The 18,481-nt window shown below is 40.9% G+C and carries 19 protein-coding genes; 2 read left to right on the top strand and 17 right to left on the bottom strand.

Annotated features, from left to right (window positions below; all coding sequences use genetic code 11):
• Positions 1-51: 51 nt before the first annotated feature.
• From RSX31_RS09165 to RSX31_RS09155, 3 genes are all read right to left on the bottom strand, one after another.
• Entirely contained in the window at positions 52-336 is a 285-nt protein-coding gene (locus tag RSX31_RS09165; RefSeq protein WP_315634352.1) for a hypothetical protein, read from the bottom strand.
• Positions 337-641: 305 nt separating this feature from the next.
• The gene (locus tag RSX31_RS09160; RefSeq protein ID WP_315634351.1) at positions 642-1,667 is read right to left on the bottom strand and encodes a sensor histidine kinase; all 1,026 of its coding nucleotides are present in this window, start codon (positions 1,665-1,667) and stop codon (positions 642-644) included.
• A complete protein-coding gene (locus RSX31_RS09155) occupies positions 1,664-2,335 on the bottom strand; it encodes a response regulator transcription factor (RefSeq protein ID WP_315634350.1) in 672 nt (223 codons plus the stop codon). The genes RSX31_RS09160 and RSX31_RS09155 overlap by 4 nt, the downstream gene beginning before the upstream one ends.
• A gap of 197 nt (positions 2,336-2,532) precedes the next feature.
• Between RSX31_RS09155 and RSX31_RS09150 the strand changes: the two genes are divergently transcribed.
• Both RSX31_RS09150 and RSX31_RS09145 read left to right on the top strand, forming a co-directional pair.
• Positions 2,533-3,300 (top strand): ABC transporter ATP-binding protein, encoded by a 768-nt coding sequence (locus RSX31_RS09150; protein ID WP_315634349.1) that lies wholly within the window; start codon positions 2,533-2,535, stop codon positions 3,298-3,300.
• Positions 3,287-5,212 carry an ABC transporter permease gene (locus RSX31_RS09145; RefSeq protein WP_315634348.1) on the top strand — a complete coding sequence of 642 codons (1,926 nt, stop codon included), beginning with the start codon at positions 3,287-3,289 and terminating at the stop codon, positions 5,210-5,212. The genes RSX31_RS09150 and RSX31_RS09145 overlap by 14 nt, the downstream gene beginning before the upstream one ends.
• Before the next feature lie 560 nt (positions 5,213-5,772).
• On the opposite strand, the gene RSX31_RS09140 is transcribed toward RSX31_RS09145, so the two are convergent.
• From RSX31_RS09140 to RSX31_RS09075, 14 genes are all read right to left on the bottom strand, one after another.
• Positions 5,773-5,841: a hypothetical protein gene (locus tag RSX31_RS09140; RefSeq protein WP_315634517.1), complete on the bottom strand. Its 69-nt coding sequence runs from the start codon at positions 5,839-5,841 to the stop codon at positions 5,773-5,775.
• Between the two features lie 82 nt (positions 5,842-5,923).
• The gene (locus RSX31_RS09135; protein WP_282139158.1) at positions 5,924-6,514 is read right to left on the bottom strand and encodes a class II aldolase/adducin family protein; all 591 of its coding nucleotides are present in this window, start codon (positions 6,512-6,514) and stop codon (positions 5,924-5,926) included.
• Positions 6,515-6,530: 16 nt separating this feature from the next.
• Complete coding sequence (otnK, locus tag RSX31_RS09130; protein WP_315634347.1) at positions 6,531-7,766, bottom strand: 3-oxo-tetronate kinase; 1,236 nt, start codon at positions 7,764-7,766, stop codon at positions 6,531-6,533.
• 30 nt (positions 7,767-7,796) lie between these two features.
• Positions 7,797-8,726 carry an NAD(P)-dependent oxidoreductase gene (locus RSX31_RS09125; RefSeq protein WP_315634346.1) on the bottom strand — a complete coding sequence of 310 codons (930 nt, stop codon included), beginning with the start codon at positions 8,724-8,726 and terminating at the stop codon, positions 7,797-7,799.
• A gap of 73 nt (positions 8,727-8,799) precedes the next feature.
• Positions 8,800-9,468 carry an aspartate/glutamate racemase family protein gene (locus tag RSX31_RS09120; RefSeq protein WP_315634345.1) on the bottom strand — a complete coding sequence of 223 codons (669 nt, stop codon included), beginning with the start codon at positions 9,466-9,468 and terminating at the stop codon, positions 8,800-8,802.
• A 41-nt stretch (positions 9,469-9,509) separates the two neighbouring features.
• Complete coding sequence (locus tag RSX31_RS09115) at positions 9,510-10,337, bottom strand: energy-coupling factor ABC transporter ATP-binding protein (RefSeq protein ID WP_315634344.1); 828 nt, start codon at positions 10,335-10,337, stop codon at positions 9,510-9,512.
• On the bottom strand, positions 10,334-11,197 hold the full coding sequence (locus RSX31_RS09110; protein ID WP_315634343.1) for an energy-coupling factor ABC transporter ATP-binding protein: 864 nt from the start codon (positions 11,195-11,197) through the stop codon (positions 10,334-10,336). Before RSX31_RS09110 ends, RSX31_RS09115 begins: the two co-directional genes overlap by 4 nt.
• A complete protein-coding gene (locus RSX31_RS09105; protein ID WP_315634342.1) occupies positions 11,194-11,943 on the bottom strand; it encodes an energy-coupling factor transporter transmembrane component T family protein in 750 nt (249 codons plus the stop codon). The genes RSX31_RS09110 and RSX31_RS09105 overlap by 4 nt, the downstream gene beginning before the upstream one ends.
• 159 nt (positions 11,944-12,102) lie before the next feature.
• Positions 12,103-12,720 (bottom strand): ECF transporter S component, encoded by a 618-nt coding sequence (locus RSX31_RS09100; protein WP_282139165.1) that lies wholly within the window; start codon positions 12,718-12,720, stop codon positions 12,103-12,105.
• A gap of 36 nt (positions 12,721-12,756) precedes the next feature.
• On the bottom strand, positions 12,757-14,268 hold the full coding sequence (locus RSX31_RS09095) for an amidohydrolase family protein (protein WP_315634341.1): 1,512 nt from the start codon (positions 14,266-14,268) through the stop codon (positions 12,757-12,759).
• Between the two features lie 52 nt (positions 14,269-14,320).
• Entirely contained in the window at positions 14,321-15,295 is a 975-nt protein-coding gene (locus RSX31_RS09090; RefSeq protein WP_315634516.1) for a nucleoside hydrolase, read from the bottom strand.
• Between the two features lie 142 nt (positions 15,296-15,437).
• Positions 15,438-16,262 carry a BtpA/SgcQ family protein gene (locus tag RSX31_RS09085; protein WP_315634340.1) on the bottom strand — a complete coding sequence of 275 codons (825 nt, stop codon included), beginning with the start codon at positions 16,260-16,262 and terminating at the stop codon, positions 15,438-15,440.
• Between the two features lie 127 nt (positions 16,263-16,389).
• A complete protein-coding gene (locus RSX31_RS09080; RefSeq protein ID WP_315634339.1) occupies positions 16,390-17,229 on the bottom strand; it encodes an SDR family NAD(P)-dependent oxidoreductase in 840 nt (279 codons plus the stop codon).
• 172 nt (positions 17,230-17,401) lie between these two features.
• Positions 17,402-18,172: an MBL fold metallo-hydrolase gene (locus tag RSX31_RS09075; RefSeq protein WP_315634338.1), complete on the bottom strand. Its 771-nt coding sequence runs from the start codon at positions 18,170-18,172 to the stop codon at positions 17,402-17,404.
• Between the last annotated feature and the right edge of the window lie 309 nt (positions 18,173-18,481).

The following is an 18,481-nucleotide window of genomic DNA, read 5'->3' as shown; positions in this document are numbered from 1 at the left end:
AAAGACTTACACATCAATTGCATATTATATTAATAATGTAACAATAAGTAATTATCTCTTACCTTTTCGTTCTAAAAGTATAGGGGCTATATTTAGTAAGATAGAAACAATTGTCAAAAACCATAATGCCCTTGCCATACCAGGAACTACATCCGATAAAGCCGCCCAATCTTCCACTTTTACCCACCGGGATACATAACTGTAATCTGCACAAAGTGTTAATGCTGTAAATGATAGTCCCATCGCCATAGCAAGCTTATAATCCTTTCCTGCTGTATACATATAAAGATTTATGATAGTTGCTACTATTGCAATAACCCCAAATATTACCCACATAACTATTCCTCCTTATATTTTTATTGATTACTAATGTGCTTCATCTCAATTTTTCGCATTACTTTCTCATTAGACATTCATACGTCAAATCTTCTTATTTTGTAGTTAATGCTCTTCCTTTTATGATTTCTTATTGGACAAACCTGCTCATTAGTTTAAGTACCTTCTTCCACTAATCTGCACGTTAATCCTTCTTAGATCAACGCCGTCTTTAATTGAAGGTAGAAATACCCCACCAACAAGATTTTCCTTACTAAGAAACGAATTTCAGAAAAATGAACTCACACTATCATTAGTTTCCTATTTTAGAATGATAAGTAACTCCTAATCTTCGGGAAGTGAATGGTCGTCCTTGTGAATATGTCTTTCTTTGATTCGATTGATAGGTCATGACCTAATTTAGTTGCTAACCTCTTAGCAAGGTAAAGTCCCATTCCAGTGGACTTGGAATAATTCCTGCCCGTTTCCCCAGTAAATCCTTTTTCAAATACACGACGGATATCTCCCTCTTCGATTCCAATTCCGTTATCTTCTATAAGAATTCTTTTTTCCTTGGAATCTTCCTCGAAACGGATTGAAACCTCTCCTTTTACATCGGTGTATTTCAATGAATTCGCTATGATTTGATCAATGACAAATCCAAGCCATTTACTATCACTTTGAACGTTCATCTCTACATCAGTCATGTGTAAGCGAATACCTTTATTAATAAAAATCTTGGCATATTTTTTTATGCTAGTTATCATAATTTTATTCGCATGTACTTCTCCTATAAAATAATCCTTCGAGAATGAATCAATACGAGAATAAAAAAGGGCCTGCTCGACGTAATCATCAATCTTATTCAGTTCATCTTCGAATTTATCTGTCATATACTCCACTGATCTGTTTTCGCTATTTTCGATAAGCAGCCGGCTGGCTGCAATCGGAAGCTTCACTTCATGAATCCATGATAGGATAAATTCTTGCTGCTCCTTCTTTTCTTGATGAAGAAGTTGAAGTTGATTTTGATAATTTCCCAGCATTTTTTGAAATAAATTCAAAAAAAGGCTTTGCTCTAGTTTTTGAGCATCTGGTAAAACGGCAAGCACTTCTTCTTGATTACTTTCAACCAGATACTTGAATTCACTGTAAAACTTTTTTCTGTATAAGAAACCTGCAGAGATGTAAAGAACCAGAAGAAAGAAACAGCTGATGTTGATGTACAGCATTAATGACAAACCTTTTTCTTGCTCAATGCCAAAGAAAACCACAAGTGAAATGAATACCATCATACACAGGTAAAAAGTTAAGAAGTAGCGTTTGTCTTTAATATAATCTGGTAAACTCATTGGATGATGTACCCCTCACCTTTCTTAGTTGTGATGAATTGTTCTTTGCCTAAATCGGCAAGCTTTTTTCTCAATCGGGTGATATTGACGGTCAATGTATTGTCATCAACAAAGCTTTCATCCTTCCAAAGAGCCCTCATTAGTTTCGTCCTATTGACGACCGCCCCTTTATTTTGCAAGAGGATCTTGAGAATGGTGAATTCCGTTTTAGTCAATTCGCTGGCACTCCCCTCATAAGACAACTGCCAATCCTTCAGATTCAAAACGACTCCTTCATGCTCCAATATGTTGGCATCTGCATTTATATAGGAATAAGAACGGCGCAGGAGAGCATTGACCTTTGCCATCAACACATCTGTGTCAAAAGGCTTTTGGATGTAATCATCTCCCCCCATGTTCATGGCCATGATCATGTCCATGGGGGTGTTTCGGGAAGAGATGAATATAATAGGAACACTGGAAACATCCCTGATTTTATTACACCAATAAAAACCATCAAATGCCGGTAAATTAATGTCCAATAATATTAATTGTGGATTTTCGTTGGTAAACTGCCCAAATACATCATTGAATTCCTCCGTTTTGATTACATCAAATCCCCATTTCAAGATTGTTTCTTCCAGCATATCCCTAATTATTTCTTCATCTTCTACGATCATGATTTTCAAAACGGTATCCTCCAAAATGTCCGATTTAAAATTGATAATTGCTTATTCTCTTACTTATACTATAGAAAATGACGGCGGAATGCATTATCCTGACAAAAATGTAAGGTTGGAAACCTGATCTGTAAGGTAGAAGTCTATTGATATCTTTTACAATGAAACTGTAAGATACAATAATGCTTCATATGGAGGATAACTAAATGAGTTCAATCTTAAAAGCAAACCAATTAAAAAAGATACATGGTGCCAAGGGAAATTTGTTCACAGCACTAGAAGAAATCGATCTTGAGGTATCAAAGGGTGAATTCGTCGGCATTATGGGGCCCTCCGGAGCCGGGAAGTCCACACTGTTAAATATCCTGGCAACGATCGATCAGCCAACTTCCGGCGATCTATTCATTGATGGAGAAAGCATTCTTCATATGAAGGAAGATGAAGTTTCTTCATTTCGACGGGATAAGCTGGGGTTTATCTTCCAGGATTACAACCTGTTAGACACACTTACGGTGAAGGAAAATATCCTGCTGCCACTGGCCTTGGCAAAAATGAATGTAAAAGAGCTTGAAGCCAAAGTCCATCAAGTAACAGGAAAATTCGGGATTCAGTCCATATTAGAAAAATACCCCTACCAGATTTCAGGCGGTCAAAAACAGCGTACAGCAGCCGCTCGTGCAATCGTTGCCAATCCAAGTCTTGTATTGGCGGATGAGCCTACAGGAGCTTTGGATTCTAAGTCGGCAACCGATTTATTGGAAAGCTTAAAAGAATTGAGTGAACAGGATGCAGCCACCATCTTAATGGTTACGCATGATGCCTTTGCAGCAAGTTACTGTCAGCGTGTTCTATTTATCAAGGACGGCAGGCTTTTCACAGAACTGGTGAAAGGAAAAGGTTCACGGAAAGAATTCTTCAATAAAATAATGGATGTATTGTCTGCCATTGGAGGTGGAATACATGACTCTATTTAGTCTTGCCAAAAAGAATATAAGAGGAAATTTCAGCAGTTACCTCGTTTACTTTATTTCACTTGTTTTCAGTATGGTCATTTACTTTACCTTCGTTTCGCTTCAATATAGTGAGAAAATACAGGAAAATATTCTTCTCTCTGACACGATGAACTTTATGTTCATGGCTGCCTCTTTCGTTTTAATCATTTTTGCAGCTGTCTTCATTATCTACTCCAACTCATTCTTTATGAGAAATCGGAAGAGAGAAGTCGGACTCTATTCGATGTTGGGGTTAAAAAAGAAGACCATTGGCAGAATGTTGTTTTATGAGAATCTTATTATGGGAGTTCTTTCATTGGCCGTAGGGATCCTTTTCGGAACTATTTTATCAAAATTATTCTCGATGATCTTGATCCATCTCATGGGCTCCACATCTGAGATCGATTTCGGATTTTCACTAGAAGCCATCGCACAAACGGCGCTTGTATTCATGGTGATCATCCTGTTCACTTCTATCCAAGGGTACCGCTTGATCTATCGATTCAAATTAATAGAATTATTTAATGCAGCAAAAAAAGGAGAGCAGCAACCAAAAGCCTCCCTAATCTCAAGTATTATCGGAGTAATCTTGCTTGCCATCAGTTATTGGCTGATTTTGAGACCGTTTCCCGAAGAAATGACCATCGAATATATCCAATTAAATTACGGTACGGCTTTAATCATCCTTATCATAGGGACGCACCTATTCTTCAGGTCCGTCACCGTCTCATTGTTAAAACTGACACAAAAAAAGAAAGGCTATTATTATAAAGGGACAAATCTAATAGAAACAGCTCAATTGATCTTCCGCCTAAGAGGAAATGCACGCACATTCACACTCATTGCTATCTTAAGTGCTGCAACCATCAGCTTCTTCGGGGCGACATACGGCGGATACTACGGAAATGCCCGACAATCAGAAGAAGATGTTCCATTCAGTTATTCGCATTTATCAAAAGGAGAAACATTTGATACAAAGATTGAAAAAATCATCAAGGATGATCGGCAACATCCAGTGAAGGCCCAGCTCACCATACCTATGGTGACAGCGAAAGGAGACCTCTCCTTTTCCCTGGATTACCTCACTGATCCGATTAAAATCATTTCAGAAGAATCGTTTAATTCAGTTTCATCAGCACTGGACCGTGAATATACGGTTTCACTTCGTGGCAATGAGGCAGCTGTGATTAAACCGCGTCTGACAAAGTTCACGGATGATGATTTTCAGGGTGAAACGATTAATCTGGAGCAGCCTGCCATTGGCGAAAAGCTGAAAATGATTGATATGGTTGAAGGCAATGTCCTTCCCTTTGACTACCCTGATTTTTTCGTAGTAGTAAGCAACGATAAGTTTCAAGAAATCGCCAGCGAATCTGCTCCACTGGTCTATAAAGCGTATGAAGTGGCTGATGAAAAAGCAACTGTTGAAACGTCAAAGGAATTAAACAGCTTGTTTGGAGAAGATTTTCAGGCATCCTCAACCTATTATCTTGAATATAAAGAAGGTAAAGAAGGTAACGCCCTCAACCTCTTTATTATGGGATTCTTAGGACTGGTTTTCCTGGCCGCAACAGGAAGCATCATTTATTTCAAACAGCTGACAGAAGCTAATGAAGTAAAACCTCAATACGATATATTAAGGAAGGTGGGTGTCAGCAGGAAAGAAGTCTCAAAGTCCATTAAAAAGCAAACGCTTTTCATCTTCGGCTTACCATTATTAGTTGGCGTAATACACGGTTCCGCTATTTTACATTTTACAAGCAACTTTATGTCAAACTTGATAGGCGCTAACATGTTCGTTCCAATGCTGATTGCTATGCTTGCCTTCATTGGTATTTATCTTCTTTATTATATTTTGACTGTTAAGACGTATAACCGGATAGTAAATAAATAAGAAGAGAACACCTCCACTGGGGTGTTCTCTTCTTATTTCTCCTTTGAAGATACTTAAAATTCATTGATTTATGTACCAAGGGCTAATCTCTGGTTAAATGTAGAACACACTATTACTGTGGAATTAGGCTATAATTTCTTAACAATCGTGCCAGTGGAGCATGGACTTGACAACAACTTATGATGGTGAAGAACTTTTTTGAAGGGACTGATACATGCCTCTATTACCCCTTTATCGACTTTATCAATATCTTACCCCTCTAGATGCTGATAGCTTGATTACTTCTACACCCTTTTTTGTGGTGTCAGAAGGTAACTCAGCACTAGGTGTGGGGGTAACACCGATCCCGGACATTCTAGTAGAGACAGGTTTTCTTACTAACAGTTTTGATGTTTCGCTTCTCAGCACCCGCCCCGAGGAGTTTGCTGCAGCGATTGCGGCACCAATCATTCCTAGGCTAGGGATATCTCCGGATAATGGAAATATCAGAATAGTATTATAACTTTGTTATTACAGGTATGATAGATAAATAGGCTTTATATCCAAAATAAATACCAAGATCATCCCACACCAGATAAAGTTGGTGGTGCTGGAATCGGAAGTTCAGTCAATCCAAATAAAAAGCCTATCAGTAAACCAGCAAAACAGCTAACATACCTTAATATGCCACATTGTCTTCACCTTCTTCTAAAGTGTGACAAAAGTACTTAGTCACTCTGTATTAAGTTTTCTAAGCTCCCAAGCAATGTGCGCACTTTCCTCTAATTCTTCTAATGCAAAAAATGCTTCCATGATACTTTTTCCCGGCACTACCGGACCGTGATGGCTCAACAGCCATCCATCACTTGCATGTACGCGTTTTTTAAAAACGTGAAACAGTTCTGTACTGCCGGGTTTTTCATAAGGAATTAAGCCGACTGTTCCCAGTTTCATTTTTAGGTATGGAGTATGATCCGGCATACAATCTGATTCATTAAGGCCAGGCAGACAACTCCAGAGCACACTATACGTGCTGTGCACATGAAGAACTGCACCCGTATCCGGTTGTGCTTTGTATACCGATAAATGCAACGGCCATTCTTTGCTTGGTTTTGTTTCATCATATTGGACGCCATCCATGTCCAGTACAGCAAACTCATCCGGTTTCAGATTTCCAAAGCATGTACCAGTAGCAGTCACATATATTTTGCCTTCATGCAGAAAACTCAGGTTCGCGACACTCCCGGTTGCTTTACCGCGTTGAAAGAGGCTTTTGGCAGCCCAAATAGCATCTTTAATCTTTTGATCTAATGTTTGCTCCATATTTTCCACTTCTCTCTTATGTTAAAGATAAGGCTTGAAGGAAGAAATCAGATTGTCCAAAGTTTCCACTTTTAAACACCATTCGGATACGCTTATCTTCTATTGGTATCATGACAGGTACTCCTGGTGAAATACTATCTCCAATATGATATCCCTTGTATCCAAGCCTTTTTGCCACCGCTCCACTCGTTTCTCCGCCTGCAACAATGATTCTGTGAAACCCGGCTTGAACAGCAAGTTCTGCTAAATCCGCCGTTGCTTTTTCTAATCTTCCTGCAACTTCTTCTTTCCCTTGTTGCTGAATATCCCGTACCTTCTCAGGTGTGTCACTGCTGTATACCAGGATTGATTCTTCTTTGTTTTGAGAGATCACATCCCAAATCTTCTCGACAGATTCTTCACCTGAAATCAATTTAAGAGGATCCATGAAGTAGGCTTTACCACCTGATCTTTGATATTCTGTAATCTGGTTACGAGTCGCTTCACTGCAGCTTCCTGCTAATAGTAACGAAGGTGAATGAGATCGTTCAAATCCATCCGCTTCCGCATGTTCCTTATCCATTTTCGCCAATGAATAGGCAAGGCCACTTCCACCTGTAATAAGTTTGAGTTCTCCATATAACTCTACCAGCTGTTCCGCGTCTTCTTCTTTCTCGTAATCTGGAATGATATAAAAAGGCGAATGCTTATTTTGTGCTGCTATTCCTGTAATCCGTTCATTTACTTCTTCCTTGTCTAAAGCGTCCGGCATTTTCACACTGGGAAATTTGCTTTGTGCGTCCATTAGACGGACCAGATCACAATCCCACATGGGTGTAAGCGGATGATCCTTCATTGGACTCTTATGCAATGGAACTCCATTTACATATAAACATCCATTTTTAACAATACGTCCATTTACCGGAAGTGCAGGGCAAAGAATTGTATAAGGAACGTCCAGCTCTTCTAATACAGCATCACAAATGGGGCCGATATTCCCCTCAGGTGTAGAATCAAATGTGGAGCAATATTTTATATAGAACTGTTGTGCCCCTTGCCCTTTTAACCAGACAATCGCGTCGAGTGAATCGTTGACAGCGTCTTTTAGATTTTGTGTACGTGTTTTTAAGGCGATTACACATACCTCTGCCTTTGGAATTTCATCCATTTCAGGTACTCCCGTGTATAAAACAGTACTAAGTCCGCCTTTCACGAAGAAAGAAGCGATGTCACTGGCACCGGTAAAATCATCTGCAATCACACCAAAGCGCAATAAATTCACCCCCATCCTATGTTTTATGTACTAATTCACCAATTCAGCTTCTGCTTCTTGATAGTTCTTTTTACGTACCTTCACACCCAATACATCTTCAAAATAACAAATCATGGCATGTTTGTAGAAATCACCTTGTCCGTTTTGTAAGGCAAGTTGATACGTTTGCATCGTTCCACTCAAGGTTGGTAGCGGAATGTGGTATTTCATTAACACTTCATTCATACTCTCCATGTCTTTATAAGCTCTTTCAAGTGAAAAACTATGCTCAAAATCCCCTTCTAACACCTTAGGAATCAATGTTTTTGAAGCAAAACTCGATCCAGTAGCCGTCATTAATACGTCACCGAGTTTTTCCGGATCCAACCCAAGTTTCACGCCGACTGGTAATAGTTCACTGAAGCTTGCACAACAAATATTCAATACACAGTTATTAATCATCTTCGTCAGTTGTCCAGCCCCGTTTTCACCCATATAGAGTATTTGTTTCCCCATCCGGTTAAGCATAGGTTTTATTGTATTAAATAGTTCTTCATTCCCGCCGCACATAATTGTAAGTGTTCCTTCGAGCGTTGTTCTCGGGTGACCGGAAATAGGGCAATCCATATAGTCAATTCCATTCTCTTTGCAGGTTTCTGCGATTTCAACTGCACCTAAATAACTTATTGTGCTAAAATCAACAATTTTCTGTCCTGGCTCCATATGTTTAAGTAAACCGTTTTCTCCGACTATAACCTTTTTTACAATCTCTAAGTCCGGCAGGCAGAGAAAGATATAATCACTATCTGCTGTATCCAGAATATTGTTTGTGGTGTTAATCCCTTGTGTATTGAATTGCTCTAATGCAGTTGGATTTGCATCACACACGAGATACTCATACTCACCTTCTTTTTCGCCTTTTGCAAGATTTAATGCCATACCCGTGCCCATTACGCCTAATCCAATAAAACTTACTTTCATTGAAATCTCTCCTTTTTCTTTGAAATTATTTCAAGGGCTGAATATCGAAGAAGCACTTGCTGTATTTACGTAACTAAGCGTTTACTTTATCCCGTTCTAATGCACTGATTACCACTTTTACCGCTTCTTTCGGACTTGTTAACACCGGGAGTCCCAATGTACTCGTTTCACCTTCTGCACATGCTTGTGTAATCTGTGCAAGAATGATGACTTCGCATCCTCTTTTTTGCAATTCCGCTGCCGCAAGACGATTAAGCTGATTATGTTCTTCCTCATTGCCAGCCTTCAATTTTGTCATAGCCTGCGTAGTGACTTCTGTATCTACCTCAACTTCTTTCCCCAATTCCTTGGCAAGCTTCTCTAATTGGGCTTTTGTGGCTGGTCCGGATGGTGCAGTCGTTGCAACGATGCCTATTTTCGAATAAGTAGTAACTGCCTTTTCTAACATCGGGCGATCCACCGCAAAGATAGGTACTGATATAAATGGCTTCACAGAATCCACTACAGGAGTCAGGACGGTACATGCTACAATGATCGCATCCACTCCCGCTTCCTGTGCTTTACTGGCCATATGGACAAAATCCCGAAATAATTTGTCATCGATTCCGTTAATTTGGTTCGCATGATACTGGATATTCTCATCAACAAAGTTTAAGACCGTTACTTCTGGTGCCAGTCGTTTGAAGGCTGCATTTAAAGGTGGTACAGCATTACAAGTTGCATGAATGATACCAATTTTCATTTCGATTCTCCTCTATTCATTAGTCATTAGAGAGTTTCCTTTTATAGAGTGACCTTTACCTTACCTGAAGTTTTTTTTAGCACATCGATCATTTGATTTATATCTAATACTTTTTCATTGACATTTAATGTATTACATAACCGGCTGATATGAGGCTGTTTTAACATCGCTTCTTCCAGGACACCATGGTTCCAGAAAACATCTTGCTTATGACTATCCTGAACGACTCTCTTATTTGCCATCACAATGACACGGTCAAAGTTATTTACGACAAATTCCATATCATGTGTAATGGTAATGATCGTTTTCCCTTCCTGAACTAATGAATCAATAATGTATCCCAGTCTTTTAATGGCTAGAGAGTCTTGACCAGCAGTCGGCTCATCCAGGATAATCGTATCTGTATCCATCGCAATGACCGAGGCAATCGTGACAAATTTCTTCATGGAATAAGGCAAGTTATACGGATGGATATCCAAGAATGGTACAATGCCTGTCAGTTCTGCTGCCTTCATGACGTTTTCTTCAATTTTCTGCTCTGAAAATCCAAGGTTTTTAGGCCCGAACCTGATTTCACTTTTTACATTTTCGTGAAAAATTTGATCATCAGGGTTTTGAAAGACATACCCCACTTTTTTAGATATCTGAGCTGTTGTATAATCTTTTGTATTCAAACCATCAATAATCACATCACCTTGTGTTGGCTTTGTTAATCCATTCATCATTTTCACTGTTGTTGTTTTCCCGGCACCATTTTGTCCAACAATGGCTACTGATTCGCCCTTTTCGAAAGACATGCTGACATTCTCAACCGCTTTAAAACCATTGGGATAACAATAGGTAACGTCATTTAAAGTTAAATAGCTCATAATTTCACCCCTTGTACTTCCATCCATTGTTTCATCACTTGAACGGAGTCCCTCTCAGTAATGGGTATTCTTTCGGTATGCATATTGTGTTTCCGCATTTGTAAATCCAATAGCGTATACTGAGTCAATCCTAAACCATAGTCCTGTGTATCCTCTTCAGAAAGCACTTCTTCCGTTCTTCCTTGTTTCTTAATCTGTCCATCCTGAAGAACGATCACATAGTCTGCATATTCAGCAATCAATTCGATCTTGTGCTCTACTAAAATAATTGTTTTTCCTTTTTTCTTCATAATATCGATTACCCTGAATATTTCCTCCGTACCTTGTGGATCCAGCTGTGATGTCGGTTCATCAAAAATGAGAATATCCGGCTCCATTACGATAATCGAGGCTAAAGCCACCCGTTGTTTTTGGCCTCCAGAGAGCTCATTCGGGTTTTTGTCTTGGATATACTCAATACCCAGCAATTTAATAATGTCTTGAACTTTCTGTTTAATCACACTGATTTCGACCCCTAGATTCTCTAGTCCGAAAGCAATCTCATCAAAAACAGTTTCCTTCACGCCGCTGATCTGGGTGAATGGATTTTGAAACACAAACCCCACTTTCTGAGCAAGATCACTTGGATCCCAATCTTGAACATCCTTCCCATCAATCAGCACTTCTCCAGTTCTTTCTCCCTTGAAAAAGTGTGGAATGAACCCCCGGATCACATTGCAGAGCGTTGTCTTCCCTCCGCCGTTCACGCCGGCGAACGCATAGAACTTCCCGCTTTCAATCGTAAGATTCAGATCATGCAATACCTTTTCACTTCCAGTAGGGTACTGGTATGATAGATTTCTAATCTCTATTCCACTCATAAGAAAAACCTCCAGATCAAGATGGAAACAAATACAATCAATAAGATAGCTCTTACTACATGATCACTCTTCGTCTTTTCCAAATGGTGCAAGCTTGTCTTTTTGGTACGGGCTGTGAAAGCTCTGGATTCCAACGTGATCGCTTTCTCATCTGTGCTCGAAAATGAAGATAAAATCAGCGGGGTTAATGCTGGTACAAATGCTTTAATCCGGATGCTAAGATTTCCTTCCGTTTCTACACCGCGGGTTCTTTGTGCATCCATGATTCGTAATAAATGCAGTCTCATTTCCGGAATAATAGTAAGTGCGGATGAAAGTACATAGGTAGCTTTTGGGGAAACTCCTGCTATTTCTAAAGCCCGCGATAAATCATTGATTTTTGTAATCTGAAAAAATAAAACAATAGCTGATCCCACCGCCAATATTTTGGACGTTAATTGTAAACTGAATTCAATTCCTTCTTGCTTAATGGAGAAGATGCTCCATGACCACAATATGGTCTCTCCCGGATAGAAAAATGATTGCAAAAGAAAAATCATCACAACAATCGGTACTAATCCTTTTAAGACGAAGTCTACGTACGGCTTTGTTTTACCAGCTGCCATCGCAATAATCAAACACAACACGGGAACCAAATAGGAATAGATATAACCTGGCAGCAGTAACGGGGTCATCATCAAAAAGGCGGCAAACAAGAATTTAGTAGTTGGATAAAGACTTAGAATAAAGCTTCTTAGTTTTTCCATAAGTATTTCTCCCCTATCATAGTAAGGTACATTTTTTCACTGATTCATGGAAAGAATCGGATGAATGCTTTCAAGCCCTCTTGTACGAAATAATGGGGTGAGTGATGCAGTGACTGCAGGTTTATCAACATGTTCACCCCATGCCTTTATGCAACGCTTTTAAGCTCCAATTTTAGTGTTTTTATGATTGTAAGTATTAAGATACAAGTGGCCGTATTTCTGTTTTGAAAGGTATTGATCTGACATCTTTCGAACAATCATATAGGCAACCATGATCGAAAGGATTTTATCAATACTTTCAACAAATATCTTCTGTGTTAAAACAGCTGTCCATATTTCTTTGCCTGAAGCTAAAAGAACGGCAGTGACTGTATCTGATCCAGTTCCAGAAGCTCCTCCAAACACGATAACCGTTGTCGGGGTAGCGATTAATATGGCAACGATGGCCACGATGAAACCTGTAAAGGCAACTTTCCAAGCATTTTTTGTGAATCCCTTTTTTGCCATGAGACCGACAACGACCCCTGAAGCCATGGCAACCGGCATAAACGCAAGCTGAGTAGGGTTGAATATCCCAAATATCAGTTTCGAGACCCCTCCGGTCACTGCCCCGACCCAGGGGCCGGCTACCATCGCGACAATCATCGTGCCAATTTGATTTAAGAAGAGAGGAATCTTTAATATTTCAACCAATTCACCGGCAACGACATTGACTGCAACACCAATGGGAATGAGCAATATGGAAATAAGCGTAAAATCCTTTGCTATACTTTTCATCTTTTATCCTCCTTTTAATATAGGCTTTTACTAAGATTAAATTTCTTGAGGCATTCCTTGCTCATGAGCAGCATCCGATCTGCTGCCAGCTTTTTTCTCCCCAAGATGATGATGAAACTTTTTATACATATTGGTGAAATACGGCTCATATTCATTCGCCAATTGGATACTTGCCTGGCTTTTTACAACTAGGGACTCATGTTTTTCTTTTACTGCTTGTAGTATCGCTTCTTCATCGAATGTAACAATGCTGCGATTCCTGAGAACCCATTCTCCCTTGACCATGACCGATTCTATCGAACTCCCATTCTCGTAATACACAAGCTGAGAGATAAGATCTTCGTTCATCGCCAAAGCAGGTGAACGTTTGGTTAGTAAAACAAGATCCGCTTCATAACCTTGTTTAATTTTCCCCCGCTTTTTCTCTTCACCCAATAAGTGTGCTCCGCCAATCGTAGCCATTTTCAGCACATCTATTGGTTTCAGCCATTCTTGGAATTGAGAATGTTCCTGCCGGCTGTGCATAACAGCTATCCTCATTGCTTCAAAAAGGTTATGGGAGATTCCGCAATTGGAGGAATCCGTCCCCAAGGCCACATTCATTCCTTTTCGCAGACAGGATGATACGTTCGCTCTCCCGCTGCCAAGCATCATATTACTGACTGGATTATGAACAAGGGAAACACCGCGATCAGCTAACACCTCTGCCTCATCATCTTCAATCCAAATGGAATGAGCCGCTGACAACTTTCTTGAAAGCAATTGTTGATCCCGCAGTCTGCCAACTATCCCACCGGAAAATGCAGCATCTCCGACTTCCTTTTGAATTTTTGTTTCCAGAAGATGAGTATGAACATATGCCCCTCTTTGTTCACTTAATTCTCTACATAACGCCAGCATTTCCTCGGAACATCGCTGCGGAGCATTCGGTCCTAATAAAATTTGAATACGATTATTTTTATCATGCCACTTGTTGAAAAGGGAGTTATAAAACGCTTTCATTTCTTCAACTGATATCGGTGCTGCTTCGTCTAGTTTTCGCTTCCTATCGCTCGACAGCTCAACTGGAAGGAAATGATGATCAGGTACATCATGCATCATGGGAGCAAATCCAACTCTAATCGATGATGCCTCATATGCTTTAAGTGCGGCTTCTGATCTTCTGATATGCGGAAAATGGTCAATACAACTGGTCACACCGCTTTTAATCATATCGATTACACCTAAAAGTACTGCATTGTAGATATCTTCGTCATCAAGTGAATATCCATATGCTGTTGTATAAAGGGACCATATCTCCAATGGAAAATGGCTGGTTGTCCCTTTTAACAGATTTGAATAGGAATGATAATGAGCATTTGTCATACCAGGCATGACGATCATTTCGGATCCATCGATTGTTTCATTCGCTCGAATTGGCGGTTCACTCCCGGGGTTATGCGGGATCACTTCTTTTATGAATCCGTTTTCCACCAGGACACTGCCCTGGATGATACCTGCATCATCATCCATCGTAATGATTGTGACGTTTTTAATGAGAGTTGACATGATGTCACCCCTTCGAAGTCTAATTATCTAAAAATTCAAATATTTTAATGCGTTATTTAGGCGATTCGGCATATTGTGTTTCTAAAGTAGAAATACGTTCAGCAAATCGTCCTGCCAGGGTCTCTCCGTCAACATCCATCAGGATAGAGGTATTGGGTTCTGAATGACCCCACTGTCCTGTAAACTCAGTGACAGTCTGACCAGCTGTAAGTTCCCCTGACGTTTCAATGGAAACATAGGCCGGCTGTACCTCAAAGAGTTCGGGCCAAAGCGCATAGGCTACGGCTGGTACGTCATTAAAGAAAACGCCGGTCTCCGTTTCTGACGATTGCTGGACGGCAACGTAAGCCTTACGCCGGAATTCAGCTGCCTCTAAGAGGAAGGATCCTGGACGGGTATTCGTATCCCTTATGCGTTTTAGATTTTCTGGTGAGATTCTCACCTTCGTACATACATCGAGACCGACCTGAACGATTGGCGCACCCGAATCGTACACTGCCCTTGCAGCCTCAGGATCAGCTGCCAGATTGAAGGACGCAACCGGTGAATAGTTCCCGGGGACACGGACTGCACCGCCCATGACAATAATTCTTTTCACTTTCTGCGCGATACCAGGGTCTATAGAGAGAGCCAGCGCCACGTTCGTCAGTGGACCTATCGCCAAAATAGTGATTTCGTTCGGTGCTTCGTTACAAATCCTCACAATCTCCATTGCCGCATACTCCCCCGCCTCCGATACAGAAGGGTCTGGGACCTCTACTCCGCCAAAACCATTATTGCCGTGGATATGCTTGGCAAAGTGCGGTTTGCGTATAAGCGGCTTGCTTGCTCCGCGATAAACAGGGATATCTGTTCTGCCTGCTAATTCAAGTAATGAAAGTGCATTATGCGTCGCAGTTTCCACCTCGATATTTCCATGTACTGTCGTTAAAGCTTCGATACGCAGTTCCGGAGACGCGAGCGCAAGATAGATTGCGGCAAGGTCGTCGACTCCCGGATCCGTGTCAATAATTACTCGTTCCACCATCATGTTAACTCCTCCTATTATCTTTTCTATAAGAATACCGAGAGACAAACATCAGCACTAAACCCTTAATGAAAATAAGGTTTCGTATGTATGAGGGGCCATGAGCGATCCCAATGCCTTCAATACTCTGCTTCTATTAAAACTAAACCAATTGAGAGTTTCTTTCTCTGTCTACCCCTTCGCAGAAGCGGCGTGTTTTGTCTTCGTCAACCGGGTTCGTCATAATATCATCAATTTTTGCCCCATATCCAAAGACAGCTCCATCCGCAAATTTGAGCAGATTTGCAGTTTCAACTTTCATTCCGCTGCCGATGATGATCGGCACATCAGGGACTGCATTCCTCACCGCCTCTAAATTTTCAATTGAAGGAGGCTGAGCTGATTCCTCACCTGCAAGAATGATCGCGTCTGCCATTCCACGATAAGCAGTATCACGGGCCAGGACATCTATAGGACGGGCCGCTAAAGGAGCTGCATGTTTTGTTTGAATATCTGCGAAAATCTTGACTTTCTTCTCTAAACCAAGAAATTTACGATATCTTGCCACCAGGTGCGCCGTACCGTTAATGAGCCCCTGATCGGTCACATACGCATCTGTCAGGACGTTAAGTCTAATAAAATCAGCCCCTACTGTTCCAGCTACTGCTAATGCTGATTTCCAAGAGTTTCTCAGGATATTAATCCCCATTGGAAGCTTCACTTCGCGTCGAATTTCATGAGCAATCAATGTCATCGCTGCCACTGTTTCAGGTTCCTCTGTTTCAGGGTAAAACGGGTAGTCATTAAAGTTTTCTACCATGACCGAGCTGGCTCCGCCCTTTTCAAGACTTTTCGCATCACGGATGGCAGCTTCTAATACTTGATCGATATTCCCTTCATATAGGGGTGATCCAGGCAGCGGACCTAAATGAACCATCCCTAATACTGGCTTTTCCACACCGAAAATGTTTGTGAATGACGTTTTCATACTATATTTTCCTCCTCCTTTTTCTATCTATTATGTGCTTAATATGGATGACTTCTGCTCATCCTGATAGAAATCTCGCACATTTACTCTTTTCTATGAAACTAGTTAGAGTTGTCCGGGAATGCATTTACTCTTTGCTTCCGGTTAAAGCCATCCCTAAATCGATTTCGTCGAGAGAGAGTGCAACATCGGCATCCATACTTGGCGCCCGGAGCTGAGAAGTGAGTCCGCCATCAATGGCTAAGACATGACCTGTAATGTATGAAGCTTCAGGCGATGCCAGGAAGCGAACTCCATTCCCAACGTCTTGCGGCATTCCGAGCCTGCCGAGTGGAATGAGAAGGTCAGGTGAAGACTCATTTCCGACTGCTGTACGGTTTTCAACCCACATGGAGCCCGGCATCACAGCATTCACCCGAATTTTCCATGGAGCCAGATCAAGTGCCATTGCTCTTGTAGCGGCCTCAATTGCACCCTTCGTCGCATCGTAAGCGACACGATTTCGATGGGCGCGTGTTGCCCCTCCAGAACTCATATTGATAATGCTCCCGCCCTCACCCTGGTGGACCATTGCCCTTGCTGCCATTTGGCTGCAGTAGTAAAGTCCATTAAGGTGTACATTCATGAGGTTCTCCCACATAGCGAAGTCCGTTTTCAGAAAGTGTCTTTCTGAGAGCGGCCCGTGACCAATACCAGCATTGTTAACGAGCACATCTATACCGCCTTGGAAATGACGGGCTTCCTCAAATAGGCTTTTCACATCTTCACTTGACGCTACATCCGTATAGACGAACAGACCTTCTCCTCCAGATTCGATGATCTCCTCCACACAGCGCTCGCCTGCTTCAGTATCAACATCAGCAATGACCACCGATGCACCTGCCTCTGCGAAAGCCAGGGCAATTCCGCGTCCAAGTCCCTTAGAGCCGCCAGTCACGATCACACGTTGCTTTTTTATATCACTCATTTGTTTTCACACCTCATTTAATTTCAATATCAATTTCGTTTGGATTAAATTCTTCAGGCAAACGATTATTTTTATCTATTACTAAAACGCTGACTTGCGAAAGAAAATACATGTAAGCCTTTTCATTTTTTTATTGAACACCCCCTTAAATATTTTCGAAATATGGGTAGTCCTACTTGGTCTGTTCAGCTAACGCTGATTCATCTGCCAATTCGATCGTTGTATAATCCTCCAATGTATCAGAAAACCAGTATTGCAAATCTGCTTTTCTTTCATGGAGATAAACAGGTTCCCCGTTAACAAGTTTCATGGGGATATCGTGTCCAGGTACTAAAATACTGTTCTCCCTTTTTCTCCACAATCTCCAAAGGTAATCGATTGATTGTTGGCTTTCTGATAGATTCAGTGTCATATCCGCATTCCTTGATAAGAGTTCCGCCCTGTTCTTAGCGGCATCCCCGCTGAATATCAGATTATAATCACCATTGTCTACGGTGTACGCCAAGTGACCCGGTGAATGTCCATCCGTCTGATGCGCAACAATCCCAGGAACGATTTCTTCAAGATGGTTGACCAACCTTATTTGTGAAGAAGAATTTAATTCCTTCACATACAATTCAGGAACATGCCATCCTCCAGGCGGTTCGTTTAATGCCCACTTCATATCCGCCTGCCCCACTACGATGGTCGCGTTAGGAAACATAGTCCAATTAACGCAATGATCCCAATGCGTATGTGTCAGTAAAACCATCGATATGTCACTCGGAGATAAACCTCTTGCTTCGAGTTTATCTAATATTAATGGCCTGACCCCGAAACTGCCGACATCAATAATAATGTGTTGGTCCTTGTGGGACAATAAGGTGACTGTACTCCATCCTACCCCCCCATGGGTTGATGACTTTCCGGGAAACCCTTGAATAAATATGTTGTAGTCGAACATTACAATCCCCTTTCATCGTTGTGATTTAGTCTGATACCTCGAATGAATCAAAAGGTATATTTTAAATGAGATCAATTTAGATGGTTTAGATTGATCAATGATCAGTAAATGAATATCAGATAGTGTTAAAAGACTATTTCTGGAAACGTTTCCACACGACCTCATTCCATCCCACTTGATTTTGACATTTACGATCTGGATATCAGCCAGATAGAATAAAAAGCTATTTTTTAGAGCTTTATGGAGGTTTGTGGACATAAAAGGTATATTTTGGAGCTTATTAATCGCACAAATACCAAGATATTTAGT

Source organism: Rossellomorea yichunensis, assembly GCF_032337515.1.
Classification (GTDB): Bacteria; Bacillota; Bacilli; order Bacillales; family Bacillaceae_B; genus Rossellomorea; species Rossellomorea yichunensis.
Note: the sequence above shows the minus strand (reverse complement) of the source record. Positions and strands in the feature narration are given on the sequence as shown.

Bases quoted from the DNA above. Each gene is read 5' to 3' on its own strand.
- RSX31_RS09085 (WP_315634340.1), bottom strand. From the start codon at position 16,262: ATGAAAACGTCATTCACAAACATTTTCGGTGTGGAAAAGCCAGTATTA.
- RSX31_RS09100 (WP_282139165.1), bottom strand. From the start codon at position 12,720: ATGAAAAGTATAGCAAAGGATTTTACGCTTATTTCCATATTGCTCATT.
- RSX31_RS09125 (WP_315634346.1), bottom strand. From the start codon at position 8,726: ATGAAAGTAAGTTTTATTGGATTAGGCGTAATGGGCACGGGTATGGCA.
- RSX31_RS09165 (WP_315634352.1), bottom strand. From the start codon at position 336: ATGTGGGTAATATTTGGGGTTATTGCAATAGTAGCAACTATCATAAAT.
- RSX31_RS09135 (WP_282139158.1), bottom strand. From the start codon at position 6,514: ATGGAGCAAACATTAGATCAAAAGATTAAAGATGCTATTTGGGCTGCC.
- RSX31_RS09075 (WP_315634338.1), bottom strand. From the start codon at position 18,172: ATGTTCGACTACAACATATTTATTCAAGGGTTTCCCGGAAAGTCATCA.
- RSX31_RS09110 (WP_315634343.1), bottom strand. From the start codon at position 11,197: ATGAGTGGAATAGAGATTAGAAATCTATCATACCAGTACCCTACTGGA.
- RSX31_RS09095 (WP_315634341.1), bottom strand. From the start codon at position 14,268: ATGTCAACTCTCATTAAAAACGTCACAATCATTACGATGGATGATGAT.
- RSX31_RS09120 (WP_315634345.1), bottom strand. From the start codon at position 9,468: ATGAAAATTGGTATCATTCATGCAACTTGTAATGCTGTACCACCTTTA.
- RSX31_RS09115 (WP_315634344.1), bottom strand. From the start codon at position 10,337: ATGAGCTATTTAACTTTAAATGACGTTACCTATTGTTATCCCAATGGT.
- RSX31_RS09080 (WP_315634339.1), bottom strand. From the start codon at position 17,229: ATGAGTGATATAAAAAAGCAACGTGTGATCGTGACTGGCGGCTCTAAG.
- RSX31_RS09160 (WP_315634351.1), bottom strand. From the start codon at position 1,667: ATGAGTTTACCAGATTATATTAAAGACAAACGCTACTTCTTAACTTTT.
- RSX31_RS09105 (WP_315634342.1), bottom strand. From the start codon at position 11,943: ATGGAAAAACTAAGAAGCTTTATTCTAAGTCTTTATCCAACTACTAAA.
- RSX31_RS09090 (WP_315634516.1), bottom strand. From the start codon at position 15,295: ATGGTGGAACGAGTAATTATTGACACGGATCCGGGAGTCGACGACCTT.
- RSX31_RS09150 (WP_315634349.1), top strand. From the start codon at position 2,533: ATGAGTTCAATCTTAAAAGCAAACCAATTAAAAAAGATACATGGTGCC.
- RSX31_RS09145 (WP_315634348.1), top strand. From the start codon at position 3,287: ATGACTCTATTTAGTCTTGCCAAAAAGAATATAAGAGGAAATTTCAGC.